We start from the raw sequence: 18,490 nt of genomic DNA, 5'->3' as shown, positions 1-18,490 counted from the left end.
CGACAGCCTGCCGACCCGGTTCAGGAGGTCGCCTCATCATCGGTAAATCAATGTCAGATTCTTCACCATCGCGTTCCTCTTCTCGTGTGCCGGCACACGAGTCTTCTGCTGTCTTCCCGCACACTTCTCTGCCTGCTGGCCCCCGCTATCGGATGTATCTGCTGCCGCTGCTGTTGCTGGCGGCATTGCTGGCCACCGGCTGGTTGACGGCCAGTCAGATCACGCAATCCCGCGAGGCGGATCGTGAATCCGACAGGCAGCGGCTGGCCTTGTGGGTCAAGAGTGAAGAGCGCTTGCTCGCGGGACAGTTGCACGAAAACGGCTACTGGGAAGAAGCCGTGAACAGGTTTCTACGCGAGCCCGAGCTGGACACGACCTGGCTTGAGTCCATGTATGGCCCTGAGTTCGCCATCAATACCGGCATACAGCTGATCTCTGCCGTGCGTGGCGATGGGCAGGTGGCAGCCTGGGTGCAGCACAACGCCGGGTCCCCGGGGGCCGACTGGCTGGGCAAGCAGCCGGTGAGCTGGCGACGCGCGCTCGCCCCCGTCATCCAGGCTGCCCGCCAGTCACCGACACAACCTCAGCTGGCCTGGTTGATCGTCGACAACCAGCCATGGCTAATCGGGATGCAGGGGCTCTACGAGGATGAGGAGGCCTTGCCACCGCAGGACGAGCAGGGGCTATTGATACTGGGCATGCCGCTCACGACAGACCTGCTGGATGAGCAGGCGGCCGTGCTGGGCTTGAAAGGCCTGCAGGTGGTCAGCAACGCCATGCCACACCTTGTCGCGACGCAGCGGGTCTGCGTGGCCTTGCCGGCATCCGCCCGGGCCGATCGTTACAACCATGCCAAGGCCTGCTGGCAGGATAAAAATCGCGTCGCTCAGCTGGTGCAGAAGATGGGCACTCCGCTGGCGGTGCTGCTGTTGATCATTTTGCTGGCGGGCATGGGGACCATCGGCATGCAGGTGCGCGACAATCGGCGCCGCAGGGCGAGCCGGGCCTATGGCGCCTATCTCGAGCATCAATACCAGCGCCACAGCATTCTCAACCAGCAATTCCTGAGCGTCCCCTATGAAACCCACACGCCGCAGAATGCGCGTGCGTCTCTCACCCGCTACCTGCAGCGCGTGCGCGAGATGCTGGGGGCAGAGATCATCATCTATCGGCGTGAGGTTGGAAATCCCAACGCCGGCTACCTGATTCTGCAGAGTCACGATGAGCGTGAGTGGTTGAGTGAGGCATCTTTGCGGCGTGATCCTATCTGGCGCCTGCCGGTGGGGCGCGTTTGCGTGTCAGCCGGTGATCGCTCGCGACGAGATGGCGATGGGAATGTCGACAGCAGTGTCGATGAGCAGGAAGATCGCGCCCTGCTGCTGTGTCAGCGACTGGGCGCCAGCCAATTGATGGGCTATTCGATCTCGCCGCATCCCGGGCGCAGCGAATTGCTGCTGGTGGCCAGTCGCGGTCATCGACTCAACGCCACCGAGATGATGCCGTTGCTGGACATGACCCTCGATACGCTGGTGGTAAGAGGGCTGGAGCAGGAACGCGTGCTGCTCCAGCACCAGTTGCTCGAGGAGCGCGAGATGGATCTCGATACCGGTCTGCTCAGTCGTGAAGGCATGCTGCGGCTGATCAAGGTGCGGATTGACCAGCTGGGCGAGGTCGCGCCGATGGAGGGCTTCGTGCTGATAGCACTGCGGATTGGCGGCTTGCAGGTGCTCTTCGATCATGCCGGCGCCGAACCGGGCAATCACCAGCTGGAGCAGGTCCAGAAACGCATCGCTCCCTTGCTTGGCAATTCCGGCGATGTGGCGCGCCTTGAGACCGACAGGCTGCTGATCATGGTCCAGCGCCGGCTGTTGGAAGCGACGCGTGGCGGTATCAGCGGCTGGCTGGACAACCTGCTGAACGCCGTGCGCGACAAGGTCACGCTCAATGATGAGGTGATCTATCTGCAGCCGAGTCTGGGCATCACGCGCTATCCCGAGGATGGCCATCAGGTGGATGCGCTGGTCTATCGCGCCGAACGTGCCCTGCACGATACCGAGCAATGCCAACGCGAGTGGCATTTCTTCGATGAGGAAGCGGAGCGTGAGTTGCGTCGCCTCAAGCAGCTGGAGGCCGAGTTCACCGTCGCGCTGCGCGAGAATCAGCTCAGGCTCTTCGTGCAGCCGATCGTCGATGGGCGTAGCGGCCGCTTGCAGCTGTCGGAGGCGCTGATTCGCTGGCAGCACCCCGAACATGGCTTGATGGGCTCAGCGGACTTCATGGCCATCGTCGAGTCCGCTCGGCTGGATGTCGCGCTGGGGCGCTGGGTGCTCAAGGAGAGCATCGCGACCTTGATTCGCGTCCACGAAAGCGGACATGAGCTGCATTTGAGCGTCAACGTGACCGTGCGCCACATGATGGACAAGCGCTTCCTGTCCGACCTGGAAATGTTGTTCCGGCACCCGGAGCTGTGTGAGCGCCTGACGCTTGAACTGGTCGAGAGCCAGCTACCGGATGACATCCAGGCCCTCGCCGTGCTGTTCCAGACCATTCGGGCTCACGGCGTGGCGTTGGCATTGGACGATTTCGGCACGGGCTACTCCTCGCTGTCACAGCTTCAGCAGTTGCCGTTCGACAAGCTCAAGATCGATCGGCAGTTCGTGATGGCGCTTGGCTCCAGCAAGGGGCAGGCCATGATCGAAGCAATGCTGGGCCTGGCGGAGGCTTTCCATCTTGCGGTGGTAGCCGAGGGCATCGAGACGCCAGAGCAGCGAGCGGAATTGCTCGCGCATGGCTGCTCGCTGCATCAGGGCTATCTCTATGCACGACCGATGCCGGTGCAGGAGCTGATCGAGCATCTGATCGCAGGGGATGGCTGGCTGCCGGAAGGGCTGTAAGGGCTGGGAGCCCCGCCAGGCGCCTGACATCAGCAATCCGTGGCAGACAAGAGCCCCGCACGTTGGCACGCGCGGGGCTTTCTTTTGGTGTCTGTGAAGCGATCAGTGCATCAAACCGTACCCTTCAGTCCTTGAGCTGCTCCGGGTCGCGACGCTCGACGGCATAGGGCAGTGCGCTGCGTTCAAGCTCGGTGCCATCTTCCAATGCCAACGCGATCTCTTCATCGCGCAGGCTGATGACGGCCAGCAGCTCCAGACGTCCCTGCTCATCATGGGCTGCCTGCAACACTTCGCCGAGAGACTTGCCGTCGGGGCTTGTGACCTTGCTGCCCACCGCCGGCAAGTCGGCCGGCTGCGCTGTCGTCAGGCGTTGCAGACGTTTCTTGACCTGGCCGCGGAAGTGGGCGCGGGCCACGACTTCCTGGCCGGTATAGCAGCCCTTCTTGAAGCTGATCGCGGCGAGGGCTTCCAGATTGAGCATCTGCGGCAGCCAGCTGTCAGTCTGCGCGGAGGTGACCCACTGCAGACCGGCGCGGATATCTTCCAGGCCCCAGCGGGTGTCGTCGTTGGCGGCCACATCGCGCGCGAAAAGCGTCGTCGCGAGATCTGCCAGCGCGGCATGCGGGCCGACCAGTATCGCGCGCGGGGTATTGCCTGACGGCTGGCGCGCCAGCGCGCAGGTCTGTGGTCCTGCTTCCTCGCTCGACTGCATGGGCGACGGGAGGACCGAGCGCATCGCCAGGTCATGCTCGGCCAGCGCAGGTACTTCGAGGGCGTCGGCACTGGCCGCCAGAGCCTGCTCGCCGAGCAGGCCGAGCACACTCAGCTCACTCGATACCTCCAGCGTCACCTTGTAGAAGGGCGCGAACTTGGCCAGATGGGCACGCAGCGGTTCAGCGGTGTCAGCTGGCATCACCAGCCACAGGCGTTCTTCGCTGACGCGCAGCAGCTGGGCCATGGCCAGAATGCGTCCCTTCGGGGTGCAGAAGGTCGTCAGCGGCGCCAGCTCGCCATCGACCAGACTCAGCTGCTGTGAGGTCTGTCCCTGCAGAAAGCGTTCGCCATCCTTGCCGCAGACCTCGAGTACCTCGAAATTGCCCAGCGGGGTCAACACATTTTCGGCCAGGGTACGGTCAGCTACGCCAGCGAGTGGCATGGAGGCGTCAGCTGGCTCACACAGCGTCAGGCGGCCGTCCTCACCGAGCTGGTAGCCGTGGTCTTGCATCAGGGTCTTGAAGGGATTCATCTACCACCATCCTGTTGCGAAGGAGTGAACTGCCGGTGGCGCACTGGCAACCAGGCGGCATGTCGGATGCCCGCATTGTCACGCGCCAGCTGGCGGCTGTCAGCCCCTTGTGCCCCGACTGGCAGCAAAAGAACGCGCAAATCAGTGTTCCCGTTACGTCAGGCATTTCTGTGGCCCGGTTCGCGACGAGTCTGACGCGCGCTGATTGTCAGGCAACCATGCTATTCTTGACGGCTGCAATGCGCCGCGGCGCCCTTTTTTACTGCATGACAGGAATGACACGATGGCCAGCTTTTCTCTAACTTTGATCGGCGTCGAGAGCGTCAAGGACGTCAACAAGGTCACCACGGCGCTGATGATGATGGATGGCGTCAAGGAAGCCGAGGTCGGGCGTGGCTTTGCCGAAGTCGACGGTCAGGTGCGTTATGACGCGCTGGTCAAGACGATCGAGAAGGCCGGTTACAAGGTCAAGTGACCGCGGTGCGGTGACGCTGGACAGGCGGGAAACAGGCAACGTCTCATGAGCGGGATCACGGACAGATCAGCGACAGGGAGGTGACGAATGAGCATCGAGGTAATCAGCCGTCGGTCAGGCAGCTTCGTGCAACGGGTTCAGATCGCAAGCTTTGACGAGCTGCTGGTCGATGTGCCGGCGGTGGTCGGTGGTGACGAGAGCGCCCCGGACCCGCATGACTACTTCGACCTGTCGCTGGGGGCCTGCAAGTCGATCACCGTGCAGATGTACGCTCGGCGCAAGGGCTTGCCGCTGGCGGGGATCACCACCACGGTGGACCGGGACGACAGCGACGAGCGCCGTGGCAGCGACAGCGAATACCGCCTCACGGTCAGCATGCAGTTTCTGGCCGAGGAGGGTCATGAGCTGGACCCCGAGACCCGCGCGCGCCTGATCGAGATCTCCGAGCGTTGCCCCATCCATCGCCTGATGACCAGCACCCGGGTCTCGGTGACCAGTCGAGAAGCGCCCGCGAGCGAATGATGCCGCCGGGCAATCATCTGCCTGTCGTCAGTTGAAGACTCGACTGACTGCCACCATTGAGAGCGCATGAGCAAACCATTTCGCATCGATTCCAAGTTTCAGCCGGCCGGTGACCAACCGGCGGCCATCGAGAAGCTGATCACCGGCCTGGACGCGGGCCTGGCGCATCAGACCCTCCTGGGCGTGACCGGCTCCGGCAAGACCTTCACGGTGGCCAACATCGTGGAGCGTCTGCAGCGCCCGGCTATCGTCATGGCCCCCAACAAGACGCTGGCGGCACAGCTGTACGGCGAGTTCAAGTCGTTCTTCCCCGACAATGCCGTCGAATATTTCGTCTCCTATTACGATTACTATCAGCCCGAAGCCTACGTCGCTTCCTCTGATACCTTCATCGAGAAGGATGCCTCGATCAATGACCACATCGAGCAGATGCGTCTGTCGGCGACCAAGGCGCTCTTGGAACGCCGCGATGCGATCATCGTGGTCTCCGTCTCGGCCATTTACGGCCTGGGTGACCCGGATCAATACCTGAAGATGCGCCTGCACTTCAATCGTGGCGAACAGATCGATCAGCGCGGCTTTCTCAGGCGTCTGGCGGAGCTGCAGTACACCCGCAACGACATGGATTTCCGGCGCGGTACCTATCGGGTGCGCGGCGATGTGATCGACATCTTCCCGGCCGACTCCGAAGAGCAGGCGGTGCGTGTCGAGCTGTTCGATGACGAGATCGACTCCATCCGGCTGTTCGATCCGCTGACCGGTGAGGTGGCCGAGTCGGTGCCGCGCATGACCATCTATCCCAAGAGTCACTATGTGACGCCGCGCGAGACCATCGTCGCCGCGGTCGATCGCATCAAGGAAGAGCTGGTCGAACGCCTCGACTACCTGCGCAAGCACGACAAGCTGGTCGAGGCCCAGCGCCTGGAGCAGCGTACCCTCTATGACATCGAGATGATGATGGAGCTGGGCTACTGCAATGGCATCGAGAACTACTCGCGCTATCTGTCGGGGCGTGATCCCGGCAATGCGCCGCCGACCTTCTTCGACTACCTGCCCAAGGACGCGCTGGTGTTCATCGACGAGTCTCACGTCAGCGTGCCGCAGGTCGGTGGCATGTATCGCGGTGACCGTTCGCGCAAGGAAACGCTGGTGGAGTACGGCTTCCGTCTGCCGTCTGCGCTGGACAACCGTCCGATGAAATTCGAGGAGTGGGAGAGCATCCTGCCGCAGACTGTCTTCGTCTCAGCGACGCCTGGCCCCTACGAAGAAGAGCATGCCGGCCAGGTGGTGGAGCAGGTGGTGCGTCCCACCGGGCTGCTTGATCCGGTCATCGAGGTGCGTTCGGCCTCGACTCAGGTCGATGATGTGCTCTCCGAGATCAAGGCGCGTACCCAAGTGGGCGAGCGCGTGCTGATCACCACGCTGACCAAGCGCATGTCGGAAGACCTGACCGAGTATCTGGGCGAGCACGACGTGCGGGTCCGCTATCTGCACTCCGATATCGATACCGTCGAGCGCGTCGAGATCATTCGTGATTTGCGTCTGGGCAAGTTCGATGTGCTGGTCGGCATCAACCTGCTGCGTGAGGGGCTCGATATACCGGAGGTCTCGCTGGTGGCGATCCTGGATGCCGACAAGGAGGGCTTCCTGCGCTCGGAACGCTCCCTGATCCAGACCATCGGCCGCGCGGCGCGTAACGCCAACGGCAAGGCCATCCTGTACGGGGATCGCATCACCGATTCCATGCAGCGGGCCATCGCCGAGACCGAACGCCGTCGCGAGAAGCAGATGGCCTTCAATGACGAGCACGGCATCACGCCACGCACCATCACCAAGTCGGTGGCGGATATCATGGAAGGTGCCCAGGCGCCGGGCCGCAAGAGCAGCCGTCGCAAGGGCAGCGAGCGTCAGGTGGCGGAAGAGACGCCGGACTACGCCGCGATGGCGGCCGAAGGCCCTCAGGCGCTCGAGAAGGAGATCAGCCGTCTCGAAGATGCCATGTTTGCCGCGGCCAAGAACCTCGAGTTCGAGGAAGCCGGTCGACTGCGCGACCAGATCAACGACGTTCGCAATCGCCTGATCGCGCTGGGCTGACGCTATTCTCCATCCCTCAGCATCCGCGTTACTAAAGGCATGACCCTGCGCGCCCGACGATGTCTCCCATCGTCGGGCGCGTGGCGTTCAGGGTGGCGGGTATCTGACGGGGAAGCGCCATCAACAAGTTATCCCGTTATCTTGTCTATGCGTTGCTGATCATCACATTGCAGCTCAATGCATGGCTCAGGACCAACCGGTTGCTCGGGGAGGGCAGCAGGATTGCTTCTCTTACAACCTTGGGCGTAGCCGAGCGGGGGGCTGTAGTGCCTTTTGATGGTGCAAGAGGAGAGGGAAATCCTGTTGTCTACGTATTGGCATGTGCCAATGACTGGATTTGATCAGGATTTCCGAGGATTGTCTGGCCACCATGGAAAGCGTGGTGCTTTTCGCTATTGGCAGGTTGCCGAGCCGCATCCATGAGCGCCCAAACGGTCACTTTACATGCGTATTCGCTGCTGCCAATAATGCTTTCAAGGCATTCCTGACGTGTCGATCCCCTGCCTGCAGGCTGGCAGCGGCGCACAAGGTCAGCGAATGACAGACACTGTCGCCAGCCTTTTTCGGTCAGCCCAGCGCTGCCACCAGGCGTCAGTCAGGGCTGCCCGGCCGTAGTGCAACAACAGTAGTACAACAATAATCGGGAACAGGAATTCTCATCATGATGCGCAGGTCTCTTCTCGCTCTCGGTATCGCCGCGGCGATGTCCACCCAGGCTCAGGCCGATATCACCATCGCCATGGCAGGCCCGGTCACGGGGCCGGTCGCCCAGTACGGTGACATGCAGTTCATCGGTGCCGAGATGGCCATCGAGCGGATCAATGCCGCCGGTGGCATCGACGGCGAGATGCTCAAGGGCGTCAAATACGACGACGCCTGTGATCCCAAGCAGGCGGTGGCGGTGGCCAACCAGATCGTCAATGACGGTGTCCAGTACGTGATCGGCCACCTGTGCTCCAGCGCGACCCAGCCGGCCTCGGACATCTACGCCGAGGAAGGCGTGATGATGATCACGGCGGCGTCCACCAGCCCGACCATCACCGAGCAGGGCTATGAGCTGGTTTTCCGCACCATCGGCCTGGATTCCCTGCAGGGGCCGGTCGCCGGGCGCTATATCGCCGAGACGGTCAAGCCCAAGCACATGGCCGTGATCCACGACAAGCAGCAGTACGGGGAAGGCATCGCCACCGGCGTGCGTGACACCGTCGAGGAAGCCGGCATCGATGTGGTGCTGTTCGAGGGCATCACGGCAGGCGACAAGGATTTCTCGGCGCTGATCTCCAAGCTCAAGAAGGAGAATGTCGACTTCGTCTACTACGGAGGCTATCACCCGGAACTGGGCCTCTTGCTGCGTCAGTCGCGTGAGCTGGGCTTCGATGCCCCCTTCATGGGCCCGGAAGGGGTCGGCAACCCGGACATTTCCAAGATTGCCGGTCAGGCCTCCGAAGGGCTTTACGTGACGCTGCCGCCGGCCTTCGAGACAGACCCGAAGAACGCCGATCTGGTCGCGGCCTTCAAGGACAAGGATCAGGACCCCTCCGGGCCGTTCGTTATGCCGGCCTACACCGCGGTGGAGCTGATCGCCGATGGCATCAAGGGCGCCGATTCCACCGACCCCTATGACGTTGCCGAATATCTGCGCGCCAACAGCTTCGACACGCCCATCGGCAAGGTCGAATACGACGAGAAGGGCGATCTGAAGGACTTCAACTTCGTCGTCTACAACTGGCACGCCGACGGAACCAAGAGCGAAGCGGCACATTGATCATCGGCTGGCCTCTGCTCGTCTGAGCCCAGCCTTCGCCACGGCCACGTGACATCTCATTCGAGACCTCATGTGACCGTGGTGGATCACCCCCGAGACGCTTCCCGTCATGCCACCTGGCATGGCGGGCTGCTCCGTTCGGTCGAGTCCACGGTGATGCAATATCGCCGTGCCTTCCCGTTGTCGCCGCGCATGCGGCATTTCCCTGACGGTCACCGGCCACAAGCCGACGACAGTCGCGGCCAAGGGTCGTTTCAATGGAAGACATCCTCTACTTCCTGCAACAGGTCATCAATGGCCTGACCATCGGCAGTACCTATGCCTTGATCGCCATCGGCTACACGATGGTCTATGGCATCATCGGCATGATCAATTTCGCCCACGGCGAGATCTACATGATCGGCACCTATGTGACCTTCATCGTCATCGCGGCGCTGGGCATGCTGGGTATCGCCAACCCCTTCTTTCTGATGGCGGCCGCCTTGCTGGTGGCGGTGCTGGTGTCCTGTGCCTACGGCTTTGCCGTGGAGCGGGTGGCCTATCGCCCGGTACGTGGCTCAAAGCGTCTGATCGCGCTGATCTCGGCGATCGGCATGTCGATCTTCCTGCAGAACTACATGCGTCTGGCCCAGGGTTCGCGGGACATGGCGATCTCCAGCCTGATCCCGGGCGGCTGGGAATTCGGCATCGAGAGCTTTGCGGTCAATCTGTCCTACATGCAGGTGATCATCTTCGCCGTCACCCTGGTGTGCATGCTGCTGCTGTCGTCCTTCATCTCGCGCTCGCGGCTGGGGCGTGCCTGTCGTGCCTGCTCGCAGGACGCCGGCATGGCGCGTCTGCTGGGCATCAATACCGACATGATCATTTCGGTGACCTTCGTGATCGGCGCGGCGCTGGCCGCCGTGGCGGGCCTGCTGCTCGGCATGTACTACGGCGTGGTCAATCCCTACATCGGCTTCCTGGCCGGCCTCAAGGCGTTCACGGCAGCGGTGCTGGGCGGTATCGGCAGCATCCCCGGCGCCATGCTGGGTGGCCTGCTGCTGGGCGTCGCGGAGGCGCTGACCGGCGGTTACCTGTCGACTGAATACAAGGACGTGGTGGCCTTCGGGCTGCTGATCCTGATTCTGCTGTTCCGTCCCTCCGGGATTCTCGGCAAGCCCGAAGTGGAGAAGATCTGATGCCCAAGCTTGCGAAACAGACGCTGAAGACAGCGGGTACCTCGCCCGCCGAGACGATTCCGCCACAGCCTTCCTATCGGCGGCCCTGGTGGTCGGCACTTGCGGCCGCCGTGTTGACTCTCGTGCTGGGTGGCTCGGTACTGGGGGTGCAGCTCGAGTCCACCGGCATCACCACCACGGTACGCTTGATGGGCATGGACACCTGGGGATGGTTGCTGGCCGCGGCGCTGGCCGTCTTCCTGCATCAGCTGGTACGTCCGCAGATCGAGGAGTGGCGTGCACGCACGCGCAAACCTTCACGTTTCAGCGTCCCGGATGTGATGAGCGGTCAGAAGCGTCAGCTGTGGATCATGCTGGCCATCGGTGCGTTGCTGATCTTCCCGTTCCTCTCCAACCGATCGGCGGTGGACCTCGCCACTCTGACGCTGATCTACATCATGTTGGGCCTGGGGCTCAACGTGGTAGTGGGGCTCGCCGGGCTGCTGGATCTCGGCTACGTGGGCTTCTACGCCGTCGGGGCCTATACCTATGCGCTGCTCAACAGCTATCTGGGCTTCAGCTTTTGGGAGGCATTGCCCATCGCCGGATTGATGACGGCGCTGTTCGGCTATCTGCTTGGCTTCCCCGTACTACGGCTGCGTGGTGACTACCTGGCCATCGTGACGCTGGGCTTCGGCGAGATCATCCGCATCCTGCTCAACAACTGGACCGAGCTGACCGGCGGCCCGAATGGCATCGCGCGCATTCCCAAGCCGACATTGTTCAATCTCGAGTTCTCGCGGCGAGCCGACGAGGGCAACATCGCCTTCCATGAGTTCTTCGGCATCGACTATGACCCGGCCCTCAAGGTGATCTACCTGTATCTGCTGGCCTTGATTCTGGTGCTGATCACGCTGTTCGTGATCTACCGCTTGCTGCGCATGCCCATCGGGCGGGCGTGGGAGGCGTTGCGCGAGGATGACATCGCCTGTCGCTCGCTGGGCATGAACCCCACCGGCATCAAGCTCTCGGCCTTCACGATCGGTGCGAGCTTCGCCGGTTTCGCTGGCGCCTTCTTCGCCGCGCGACAGGGCTTCATCAGCCCCGAGTCCTTCACCTTCATCGAGTCGGCGATCATTCTGGCCATCGTGGTGCTGGGCGGAATGGGCTCGCAGCTGGGCGTGATCCTGGCCGCGATCGCCATGACGTTGCTGCCGGAGCTGGCACGCGAATTCAATGAATATCGCATGCTGCTGTTCGGGCTGATGATGGTGTTGATGATGGTCTGGCGTCCTCAGGGCCTGGTGCCGCTCAAACGACCGCAGATGGAGCTCGACCGTGGCTGACACACATGACAAGCAGGTCCATGACAAGCAGGTTCGTGACCAGCAGGTCCGCGACAGGCAAGACCTCGACAATCCGACACCGGTGGCCTCTTCGCGTCGTCAGGCGCGCGCCGAGGGTGGGGCGCCATTGCTGGATGTGCGCGATCTCACCATGCAGTTCGGTGGCCTCAAGGCCGTGGACGGCGTGACGCTGCAGGTGCATCCGGGCGAGGTGGTGTCGGTCATCGGGCCGAACGGTGCGGGCAAGACAACCGTCTTCAACTGCATCTCAGGCTTCTATCAGCCCACCGGTGGTGAGGTGTATTTCCAGAACCGCGCCATGCATCGCCTGCCGGGCTATCGCATCGCCCAGGCCGGCATGGTGCGCACCTTCCAGAACGTGCGGCTATTCAAGGAGATGACCGTCGTCGAGAACCTGCTGGTGGCGCAGCACATGCACGCCGAACGCAATCTTCTCAAGGGACTGTTCAAGACGCCGGGCTATCGACGCAGTGAAAAGGCGCTGATGCAGCATGCCGGTGACTGGCTGGAGCGAGTCGGTCTGCTCGAATTCGCCAATCGCGAGGCCGGCAATCTGGCCTATGGCCAGCAGCGTCGACTCGAGATCGCGCGCTGCATGGTCGCCAGGCCGCGGCTGCTGATGCTGGATGAGCCGGCGGCGGGCCTCAATCCCAACGAGACACGGGACCTGGATGATCTGATCGTCAGCCTGACACGCGATGAGGGCATCTCGGTACTGTTGATCGAGCATGACATGAGTCTGGTGATGGGCATCTCGGACCACATCTACGTGGTCAATCAGGGCCAGCCGCTGGCGGATGGCAGCCCGGAGGACATACGGCGCAACGATGCCGTGATCAAGGCCTATCTGGGGGAAGAGTGATCATGAGTGAGCATGTCGAAGACGTGACGCCCGAGGCCACGCTTGGCGATGAGGAACTCGCGCCCCGGGAGGCCATGCTGGCCCTCGAGCATCTGACCACCCACTACGGGCCGGTGCAGGCGCTCAATGATGTCTCGCTGGCTGTCGGCCAGGGTGAGATCGTGACGCTGATCGGTGCCAACGGTGCCGGCAAGACGACGCTTCTGATGTCGATCTGTGGCGATCCGCGTCCGACCAGCGGGCGGGTGTGGTTCGAGGGCGAGGAGATCACCGGCACGCCTACGGCACGCGTGATGCGCGGTGGGCTGTCGGTGGTGCCGGAAGGTCGCCGCATCTTCACCGGCATGACGGTGGAGGAAAACCTGGCCATGGGCGGCTATTACCAGAGCAAGGAGGAGAACGAACGCAGCATCGAGCACGTGCTGGGGCTATTCCCGCGTCTCAAGGAGCGCTTCCAGCAGCGCGGCGGTACCATGTCCGGCGGAGAGCAGCAGATGCTGGCCATCGGACGCGCCCTGATGAGTCGGCCGCGACTGCTGTTGCTCGATGAGCCATCGCTGGGGCTGGCACCCATCGTGATCGGGCAGATCTTCGAGATCGTCGAGCAGCTGCGCGAGCAGGGCACTACCATCTTCCTGGTGGAGCAGAACGCCCATCGTGCCTTGTCGATCGCCGATCGCGGTTATGTGCTGGAGCATGGTCGCGTGGTGCTGGCGGACAGCGGCAAGGCGCTGCTGGCCAATGACGACGTGCGTCGCGCCTATCTCGGCGGTTGAGAGGCCTGGCACGTGATTCGCTGCCGCGCCTCACCAGAGGAAGGCAATGCAACAGAGCGCGCCCCTGTCACTGAAACCTCGGTGGCAGGGGCGCTTTCTTGAGGATGCGATGCAGGGGGCGGGTAAAAGTGGCGTGAATGGCTTATGCCGTGAGAGGTGTCACGAACTCTTCCGGAGCATAGGCGACGCCGTCATGAATGCGGAAATGATCGGTGGGGCCCGAGGCCTGGCAGCTGTTGACGCATGCCTGGCTGGCGGGAAGCTGGCGCAGGGGGTAGCGCACGCCGGCCTGGCACAATTCCAGCATCTTCTTGAGCGCGCTGCGCTCACAGAAACCACATAGGCACTCCAGGGTGTTGTCGAGGCAGTCTTCTTCGCTCATGCCCGCGCCGTAGATACGATTGTCATCACAGACGACGAATCCGAGCGCCGGGGGATGTGGCGGGTATTGTCATGTCTGCTGCCGTATCAGGTACTGCACTGAGAATGTTGTCAGCCATGATGAACCTCATTGTGATGGGGTATTCCGGCTTCTCCGAGCCAGTTGCTAGCTTGTCTGTCCATGACCCTCTCTGGTCATGCCTCATCCCAGAGTAGACGGCGGTCTCCAAACTGCCATGCAAATCTGTTTAACGCGTCAAGGACGAACCGATGCTGCGTCAAAAACATGACAGGGAGGTAGCATTTAGATGTCTGCCCGATTCCCACATCTGGCGATCTCAGGTCGGCTGGCAGCCGGGGGACTGACGGTAACGTGCGTTGAGCGCCAGCAATATCGCGACACTCTCGGCATCGAAGGCCCCGCTGATCGCCCCGGGACGAAAATGTGCCTGGAACGCGGCAATCGCCAATTCAGGGCGCGCATGGTCCACCGGATAGCCGTAGTGCGTGAGCGCCGTGAGCAGATCCTCATGTGATGGCAGACCCTCGCTTGCCAGCTGGCGCTGGAAGCACTGCACGTCAGAGGTGTGTGGCCAGGCACCGATGCCGGCGTCATGCAGACGTCGCCAGGGAAAGCGCGGGCCGGGATCGGTCTTGCGCTCAGGGGCGATGTCCGAATGCCCGACGACATCCACCGCCTTGATGCCATGGCGCGCGATGATGGGCTTGATCAGCGTGATCAGTGCGCTGATCTGCGCCTCGCTCCACGGCGCGAAGTCACGCGAGGGGGACCAGCGCCTGGCGACCGCCGCCTTGGCATCTTCCTGCTCGCCTGCCTGCCGTGGTGCCAATGCCTGCGGCCCGGCATTGACGATCTCGATGCCGATGGAGGTGTCATTGAGATTGCTGCGCTCACTCCACTGGCTGACGCCGGCATGCCAGGCACGGCGCGCTTCTGGAACCAGCGGATAGACGCGCGGCAGACCGATCTCGGGCATCGGCGGCGACAGCAGATAATGCGCGCTGACCTGAGAGCCGGTCAGACTGATCAGGGAGCCGCGCAGATCATCATCGGTGTAGTGCAGCACCAGATGGCGAATCCGCGAATTGCTCTTGCCTGGGGGAGAAGATGTTACCCAGTCGAAGGTATCGCTCCCGTCACCGGCGGCGGAACCCGGCTGAGTGCCACAGCCTGCCAGCAATACGATAAGCGTGGCAGCGGCCAGCGTCAGCAGACGTCGCGAAAAGACGCGTGACGAGAAGAAGCGTGGCGAGCAGGGACGTGGTGAATAGGGGGGTGATGAATAGGGGCGTGAGGAACAGTTGCGTGGCGTCATTGAGTGGTCATCGTGGTTAATAAAGGGAGTCTGCATGACAGGACGGTACCGCAACGGGACGGCGTCAGTCGCCTTGCGATGCAGCCGACTGCCGGCAGCGAAGCAGGCGGCTCAGGGTGGGAGAGCCTTGCGCAGACTGGGCTGTAACCTGCTGAATTCTCATGACTTGCGGGTTGCAGGATTCGCTCTGCCGCCGAGTGCTCGCATGAGGTATAATCCTGCGCACCTGACCTGACGCTCGCCCCGTGGCGGCGCGATTGCCGTGCCTGACAACAGTAATCGCCCCTGTGCCCTGCGCGCCAGTGTGTCTGTCTTTCCCATCGCTTGCCCTTGAGGAGCCGATCCTGATGACCGTGATCCGCCAGGATGACCTGATCCAGAGCGTCGCCGACGCGCTGCAGTACATCTCCTACTACCATCCGAAGGATTTCATCGACGCCATGAACGCGGCGTACGAGCGTGAAGAGAATCCTGCCGCCAAGGATGCCATCGCGCAGATCCTGATCAACTCCCGGATGTGTGCCCTGGGTCATCGTCCCATCTGTCAGGACACCGGTATCGTCACCGTCTTCGTTCATGTCGGCATGAACGTGCGCTTCGAGGCCGACATGAGTCTCGACGACATGGTCAATGAAGGCGTGCGTCGCGCCTACCTGCTGCCGGACAACGTGCTGCGCGCCTCCGTGCTGGCAGACCCGGACGGCAAGCGTGCCAATACCAAGGACAACACGCCGGCCATCATCCATCACAAGCTGGTGCCGGGTGACAGCGTCGAGATCCACGTCGCGGCCAAGGGTGGCGGCAGCGAAGCCAAGTCCAAGTTCGCGATGCTCAACCCGTCCGACTCCGTGGTCGACTGGGTGCTGGAGCAGATTCCGAAGATGGGTGCTGGCTGGTGTCCGCCCGGCATGCTGGGCATCGGCATCGGTGGTACCGCCGAGAAGGCGATGCAGCTGGCCAAGGAGTCCCTGCTCGAGCCGATCGATATCCAGGAGCTGCAGGCGCGTGGTGCCTCCAACCGTGCCGAAGAGATCCGTCTCGAGCTGTTCGAGAAGGTCAATGCGACTGGTGTCGGCGCCCAGGGCCTCGGCGGTCTGACCACCGTGCTCGACATCAAGGTCATGGATTACCCGACCCACGCGGCCAACAAGCCGGTGGCGATCATCCCGAACTGCGCGGCGACCCGCCACGTGCACTTCACCCTGGATGGCAGCGGCGTGGCAGAACTGCCGGCACCCAAGCTCGAGGACTGGCCGGAAATCACCCGTGAAGCGGGCGACAGCGTCAAGCGTGTCAACCTCGACACCGTGACGCCCGAGGAAGTGCAGAGCTGGCAGCCGGGCGACACCCTGCTGCTCAACGGCAAACTGCTGACCGGCCGTGATGCGGCTCACAAGCGCATGACCGAGATGCTGGCACGCGGCGAGCAGCTGCCGGTCGACCTCAAGGGGCGCTTCATCTACTACGTCGGCCCGGTCGACCCGATCCGTGACGAAGTCGTCGGCCCGGCTGGCCCGACCACCGCGACCCGCATGGACAAGTTCACGCGCACCCTGCTGGAAGAGACCGGCCTGCTGGGCATGGTCGGCAAGGCAGAGCGTGGCCCGACCGCGATCGACGCCATCCGTGACAACAAGTCCAGCTACCTGATGGCCGTCGGCGGCGCTGCCTACCTGGTCGCCCAGGCGATCAAGAAGTCACGCGTGCTGGCGTTTGAAGACCTGGGCATGGAAGCGATCTACGAATTCGAGGTCGAAGACATGCCGGTGACCGTGGCCGTCGACAGCGCGGGTGTCTCCGTTCACCAGACCGGCCCGGCCAAGTGGAAGGAAATCATCGCCAGCCGCGCCTGATGACGGCCGAGTGATGAATCGTCATGTCCTGTGGCATGCGTCCTTGTGGCAAGTGTCCTTGTGAGATGACCTGAAGAACCCCGCCCGTGATCACTCATCGGCGGGGTTCTTGGCTTTGTGGCGCTCAAGACATCTTCACGAGCGCCAATGCAACGGCATCGTTGCGCGCGCTGCTGTGGCATACTCTGGCAACCTGACGTCTGCAATGGAGTTGCAATGACCGCCTGGCTACTCGGCTTTCTACTGCTGACCAGTCATATCCTCGGTGCCATGTCCGCCGTCATGGCCCTGATGTCGAGCCGCACTTCTCAAGGGGCGATTGCCTGGATTCTGTGTCTGCTGACGTTCCCCTACGTGGCGCTGCCACTGTACTGGGTGTTCGGACGTCCACGCTTCTATGGATACGTCAGCGCTCGTGAGGAGCGCGATTCGACCATGCGCCGTGTGCTGATGCGCTTTCGGCCCAAGCTGTCGCCGTGGCTGTCACGCCCGCTGGGCGGCAACCCCACCCATCTGGATGCCATCGAGCGTCTGGCGATGATGCCGGTCACCACCGGCAACCGCGCCAAGTTGCTGATCAATGGTGAGCACACCTTTGATGCGCTGTTTCATGCCATCGATGCCGCCGAGGATTACATCCTGATCCAGTTCTTCATCGTGCGAAACGATGAACTGGGGGTGCGTCTCAAGCAGAAGTTGATGAACCGCGCCGAACGCGGCGTGCGGGTCTGTTTCCTGTATGACGAGATCGGCTCGCGCAAGCTGCCCGATGGCTATCTGAATGATCTGCTGGAGTCGGGGTGTGAGGTCAGCGCCTTCAACTCCTCGCGTGGCTGGCGCCATCGCTTCCAGATCAACTTCCGCAATCACCGCAAGATCACCGTCATCGATGGCCGCGTCGGCTTCGTCGGCGGGCTGAATGTCGGCAATGAATATCTGGGCCATTCCGAGCGCTATGGCGCCTGGCGCGATACCCATCTTAAGCTTGAGGGGCCCAGCGTGATGGGGCTGCAGGAAGCCTTCTGGGAAGACTGGCACTGGGCGACCGGTGAGGTGCTGTCGCTCGAATGGCAGCCGCAGATCAGCTGTGACGAGTGTCAGCATGTGGTAATCGTGCCTTCCGGCCCGGCGGATCGCCGCGAGACGGCCAGTCTGCTGGTGCAGCAGGCGATTCACTCCTCGGTCAGTCGCATCTGGATCACCAGCCCCTATTTCGTGCCGGACCAGGGCGTGCAGGATGCGCTCAAGATCGCAGCGTTACGTGGTGTGGATGTGCGGGTGATGATTCCTGAGCGTCCCGATCACCTGCTGGTATTCCTGTCGGCGTTCTCGTTCCTGTCCGAGATGATTCGCTCCGGTGTGCGTGTCTTCCGCTATCAACCCGGCTTCCTGCATCAGAAGGTAATGTTGATGGACAGCCATACGGCGACCATCGGCACCGTCAATCTCGACAATCGCTCCTTCCGCCTCAACTTCGAGATCACGGCGTTCGTGCCTGATCACCAGTTCGCCTCGGAAGTGGAGGCGATGCTCGAGGAAGATTTCCGTCACTGTCGTGAAATCAGCTGCGAAGAGCTGGATGCACGGCCGATGTGGCGCAAGCTGGTCTCGCGCGCGGCCTATCTGCTGGCACCCATCCAGTAATGCAGCATCCTGCATGCGAAGTCCTACATGCTAAGCCCTGCATGCGACAAGCGCCTGCCGAGCTGAGCAAAACTCACTCGGCAGGTCTTGCCAATCGTCGCGCCAGCAGGCATCTTC

14 protein-coding genes are annotated in these 18,490 nt (G+C 62.3%); 11 read left to right on the top strand and 3 right to left on the bottom strand.

Annotation, left to right across the window (positions count from 1 at the left end; all coding sequences use genetic code 11):
• Nucleotides 1–50: 50 nt before the first annotated feature.
• Complete coding sequence (locus tag FLM52_10010) at nucleotides 51–2,894, top strand: EAL domain-containing protein (GenBank protein NVN56122.1); 2,844 nt, start codon at nucleotides 51–53, stop codon at nucleotides 2,892–2,894.
• Between the two features lie 124 nt (nucleotides 2,895–3,018).
• Here the strand turns inward: FLM52_10010 and FLM52_10005 are convergent, their stop codons facing one another.
• Nucleotides 3,019–4,050, bottom strand: coding sequence for a folate-binding protein YgfZ (locus FLM52_10005; protein ID NVN56121.1), 1,032 nt, complete (start codon nucleotides 4,048–4,050; stop codon nucleotides 3,019–3,021).
• A gap of 373 nt (nucleotides 4,051–4,423) precedes the next feature.
• Here FLM52_10005 and FLM52_10000 point away from each other — a divergent pair, with 373 nt between their 5' ends.
• The 8 genes from FLM52_10000 to FLM52_09965 all read left to right on the top strand — a co-directional run bounded on the left by FLM52_10000 (nucleotide 4,424) and on the right by FLM52_09965 (nucleotide 13,158).
• Nucleotides 4,424–4,615: a hypothetical protein gene (locus tag FLM52_10000; protein NVN56120.1), complete on the top strand. Its 192-nt coding sequence runs from the start codon at nucleotides 4,424–4,426 to the stop codon at nucleotides 4,613–4,615.
• An 87-nt stretch (nucleotides 4,616–4,702) separates the two neighbouring features.
• Nucleotides 4,703–5,137 carry an OsmC family protein gene (locus FLM52_09995; protein ID NVN56119.1) on the top strand — a complete coding sequence of 145 codons (435 nt, stop codon included), beginning with the start codon at nucleotides 4,703–4,705 and terminating at the stop codon, nucleotides 5,135–5,137.
• Nucleotides 5,138–5,203: 66 nt separating this feature from the next.
• Nucleotides 5,204–7,231 carry an excinuclease ABC subunit UvrB gene (uvrB, locus tag FLM52_09990; GenBank protein ID NVN56118.1) on the top strand — a complete coding sequence of 676 codons (2,028 nt, stop codon included), beginning with the start codon at nucleotides 5,204–5,206 and terminating at the stop codon, nucleotides 7,229–7,231.
• Nucleotides 7,232–7,892: 661 nt separating this feature from the next.
• Nucleotides 7,893–8,996, top strand: a complete 1,104-nt coding sequence (locus FLM52_09985; GenBank protein NVN56117.1) for a branched-chain amino acid ABC transporter substrate-binding protein — start codon at nucleotides 7,893–7,895, stop codon at nucleotides 8,994–8,996.
• Nucleotides 8,997–9,253: 257 nt separating this feature from the next.
• Nucleotides 9,254–10,174 (top strand): high-affinity branched-chain amino acid ABC transporter permease LivH, encoded by a 921-nt coding sequence (gene livH, locus FLM52_09980; GenBank protein ID NVN56116.1) that lies wholly within the window; start codon nucleotides 9,254–9,256, stop codon nucleotides 10,172–10,174.
• Complete coding sequence (gene livM, locus FLM52_09975; GenBank protein NVN56115.1) at nucleotides 10,174–11,499, top strand: high-affinity branched-chain amino acid ABC transporter permease LivM; 1,326 nt, start codon at nucleotides 10,174–10,176, stop codon at nucleotides 11,497–11,499. The genes livH and livM overlap by 1 nt, the downstream gene beginning before the upstream one ends.
• A gap of 151 nt (nucleotides 11,500–11,650) precedes the next feature.
• On the top strand, nucleotides 11,651–12,382 hold the full coding sequence (gene livG, locus FLM52_09970) for a high-affinity branched-chain amino acid ABC transporter ATP-binding protein LivG (GenBank protein NVN56114.1): 732 nt from the start codon (nucleotides 11,651–11,653) through the stop codon (nucleotides 12,380–12,382).
• Nucleotides 12,383–12,456: 74 nt separating this feature from the next.
• Nucleotides 12,457–13,158 (top strand): ABC transporter ATP-binding protein, encoded by a 702-nt coding sequence (locus FLM52_09965; GenBank protein ID NVN56113.1) that lies wholly within the window; start codon nucleotides 12,457–12,459, stop codon nucleotides 13,156–13,158.
• 142 nt (nucleotides 13,159–13,300) lie between these two features.
• Here the strand turns inward: FLM52_09965 and FLM52_09960 are convergent, their stop codons facing one another.
• Both FLM52_09960 and FLM52_09955 read right to left on the bottom strand, forming a co-directional pair.
• On the bottom strand, nucleotides 13,301–13,540 hold the full coding sequence (locus FLM52_09960) for a hypothetical protein (GenBank protein ID NVN56112.1): 240 nt from the start codon (nucleotides 13,538–13,540) through the stop codon (nucleotides 13,301–13,303).
• A 337-nt stretch (nucleotides 13,541–13,877) separates the two neighbouring features.
• On the bottom strand, nucleotides 13,878–14,876 hold the full coding sequence (locus FLM52_09955) for an N-acetylmuramoyl-L-alanine amidase (protein ID NVN56111.1): 999 nt from the start codon (nucleotides 14,874–14,876) through the stop codon (nucleotides 13,878–13,880).
• 347 nt (nucleotides 14,877–15,223) lie between these two features.
• Between FLM52_09955 and FLM52_09950 the strand changes: the two genes are divergently transcribed.
• Together FLM52_09950 and cls are read left to right on the top strand one after the other, a co-directional pair.
• On the top strand, nucleotides 15,224–16,729 hold the full coding sequence (locus tag FLM52_09950) for a fumarate hydratase (protein NVN56110.1): 1,506 nt from the start codon (nucleotides 15,224–15,226) through the stop codon (nucleotides 16,727–16,729).
• 216 nt (nucleotides 16,730–16,945) lie between these two features.
• Nucleotides 16,946–18,373 (top strand): cardiolipin synthase, encoded by a 1,428-nt coding sequence (gene cls, locus FLM52_09945; protein NVN56109.1) that lies wholly within the window; start codon nucleotides 16,946–16,948, stop codon nucleotides 18,371–18,373.
• Nucleotides 18,374–18,490: the final 117 nt, after the last annotated feature.

Source organism: bacterium Scap17, from assembly GCA_013376735.1.
In the GTDB taxonomy this organism is placed as follows: Bacteria; Pseudomonadota; Gammaproteobacteria; order Pseudomonadales; family Halomonadaceae; genus Cobetia.
Note: the sequence above shows the minus strand (reverse complement) of the source record. Positions and strands in the feature narration are given on the sequence as shown.

Bases quoted from the DNA above. Each gene is read 5' to 3' on its own strand.
- FLM52_10010 (NVN56122.1), top strand. From the start codon at position 51: ATGTCAGATTCTTCACCATCGCGTTCCTCTTCTCGTGTGCCGGCACAC.
- FLM52_10005 (NVN56121.1), bottom strand. From the start codon at position 4,050: ATGCCACTCGCTGGCGTAGCTGACCGTACCCTGGCCGAAAATGTGTTG.
- FLM52_10000 (NVN56120.1), top strand. From the start codon at position 4,424: ATGGCCAGCTTTTCTCTAACTTTGATCGGCGTCGAGAGCGTCAAGGAC.
- FLM52_09995 (NVN56119.1), top strand. From the start codon at position 4,703: ATGAGCATCGAGGTAATCAGCCGTCGGTCAGGCAGCTTCGTGCAACGG.
- uvrB (NVN56118.1), top strand. From the start codon at position 5,204: ATGAGCAAACCATTTCGCATCGATTCCAAGTTTCAGCCGGCCGGTGAC.
- FLM52_09985 (NVN56117.1), top strand. From the start codon at position 7,893: ATGATGCGCAGGTCTCTTCTCGCTCTCGGTATCGCCGCGGCGATGTCC.
- livH (NVN56116.1), top strand. From the start codon at position 9,254: ATGGAAGACATCCTCTACTTCCTGCAACAGGTCATCAATGGCCTGACC.
- livM (NVN56115.1), top strand. From the start codon at position 10,174: ATGCCCAAGCTTGCGAAACAGACGCTGAAGACAGCGGGTACCTCGCCC.
- livG (NVN56114.1), top strand. From the start codon at position 11,651: ATGCAGTTCGGTGGCCTCAAGGCCGTGGACGGCGTGACGCTGCAGGTG.
- FLM52_09965 (NVN56113.1), top strand. From the start codon at position 12,457: ATGCTGGCCCTCGAGCATCTGACCACCCACTACGGGCCGGTGCAGGCG.
- FLM52_09960 (NVN56112.1), bottom strand. From the start codon at position 13,540: ATGAGCGAAGAAGACTGCCTCGACAACACCCTGGAGTGCCTATGTGGT.
- FLM52_09955 (NVN56111.1), bottom strand. From the start codon at position 14,876: ATGACGCCACGCAACTGTTCCTCACGCCCCTATTCATCACCCCCCTAT.
- FLM52_09950 (NVN56110.1), top strand. From the start codon at position 15,224: ATGACCGTGATCCGCCAGGATGACCTGATCCAGAGCGTCGCCGACGCG.
- cls (NVN56109.1), top strand. From the start codon at position 16,946: ATGACCGCCTGGCTACTCGGCTTTCTACTGCTGACCAGTCATATCCTC.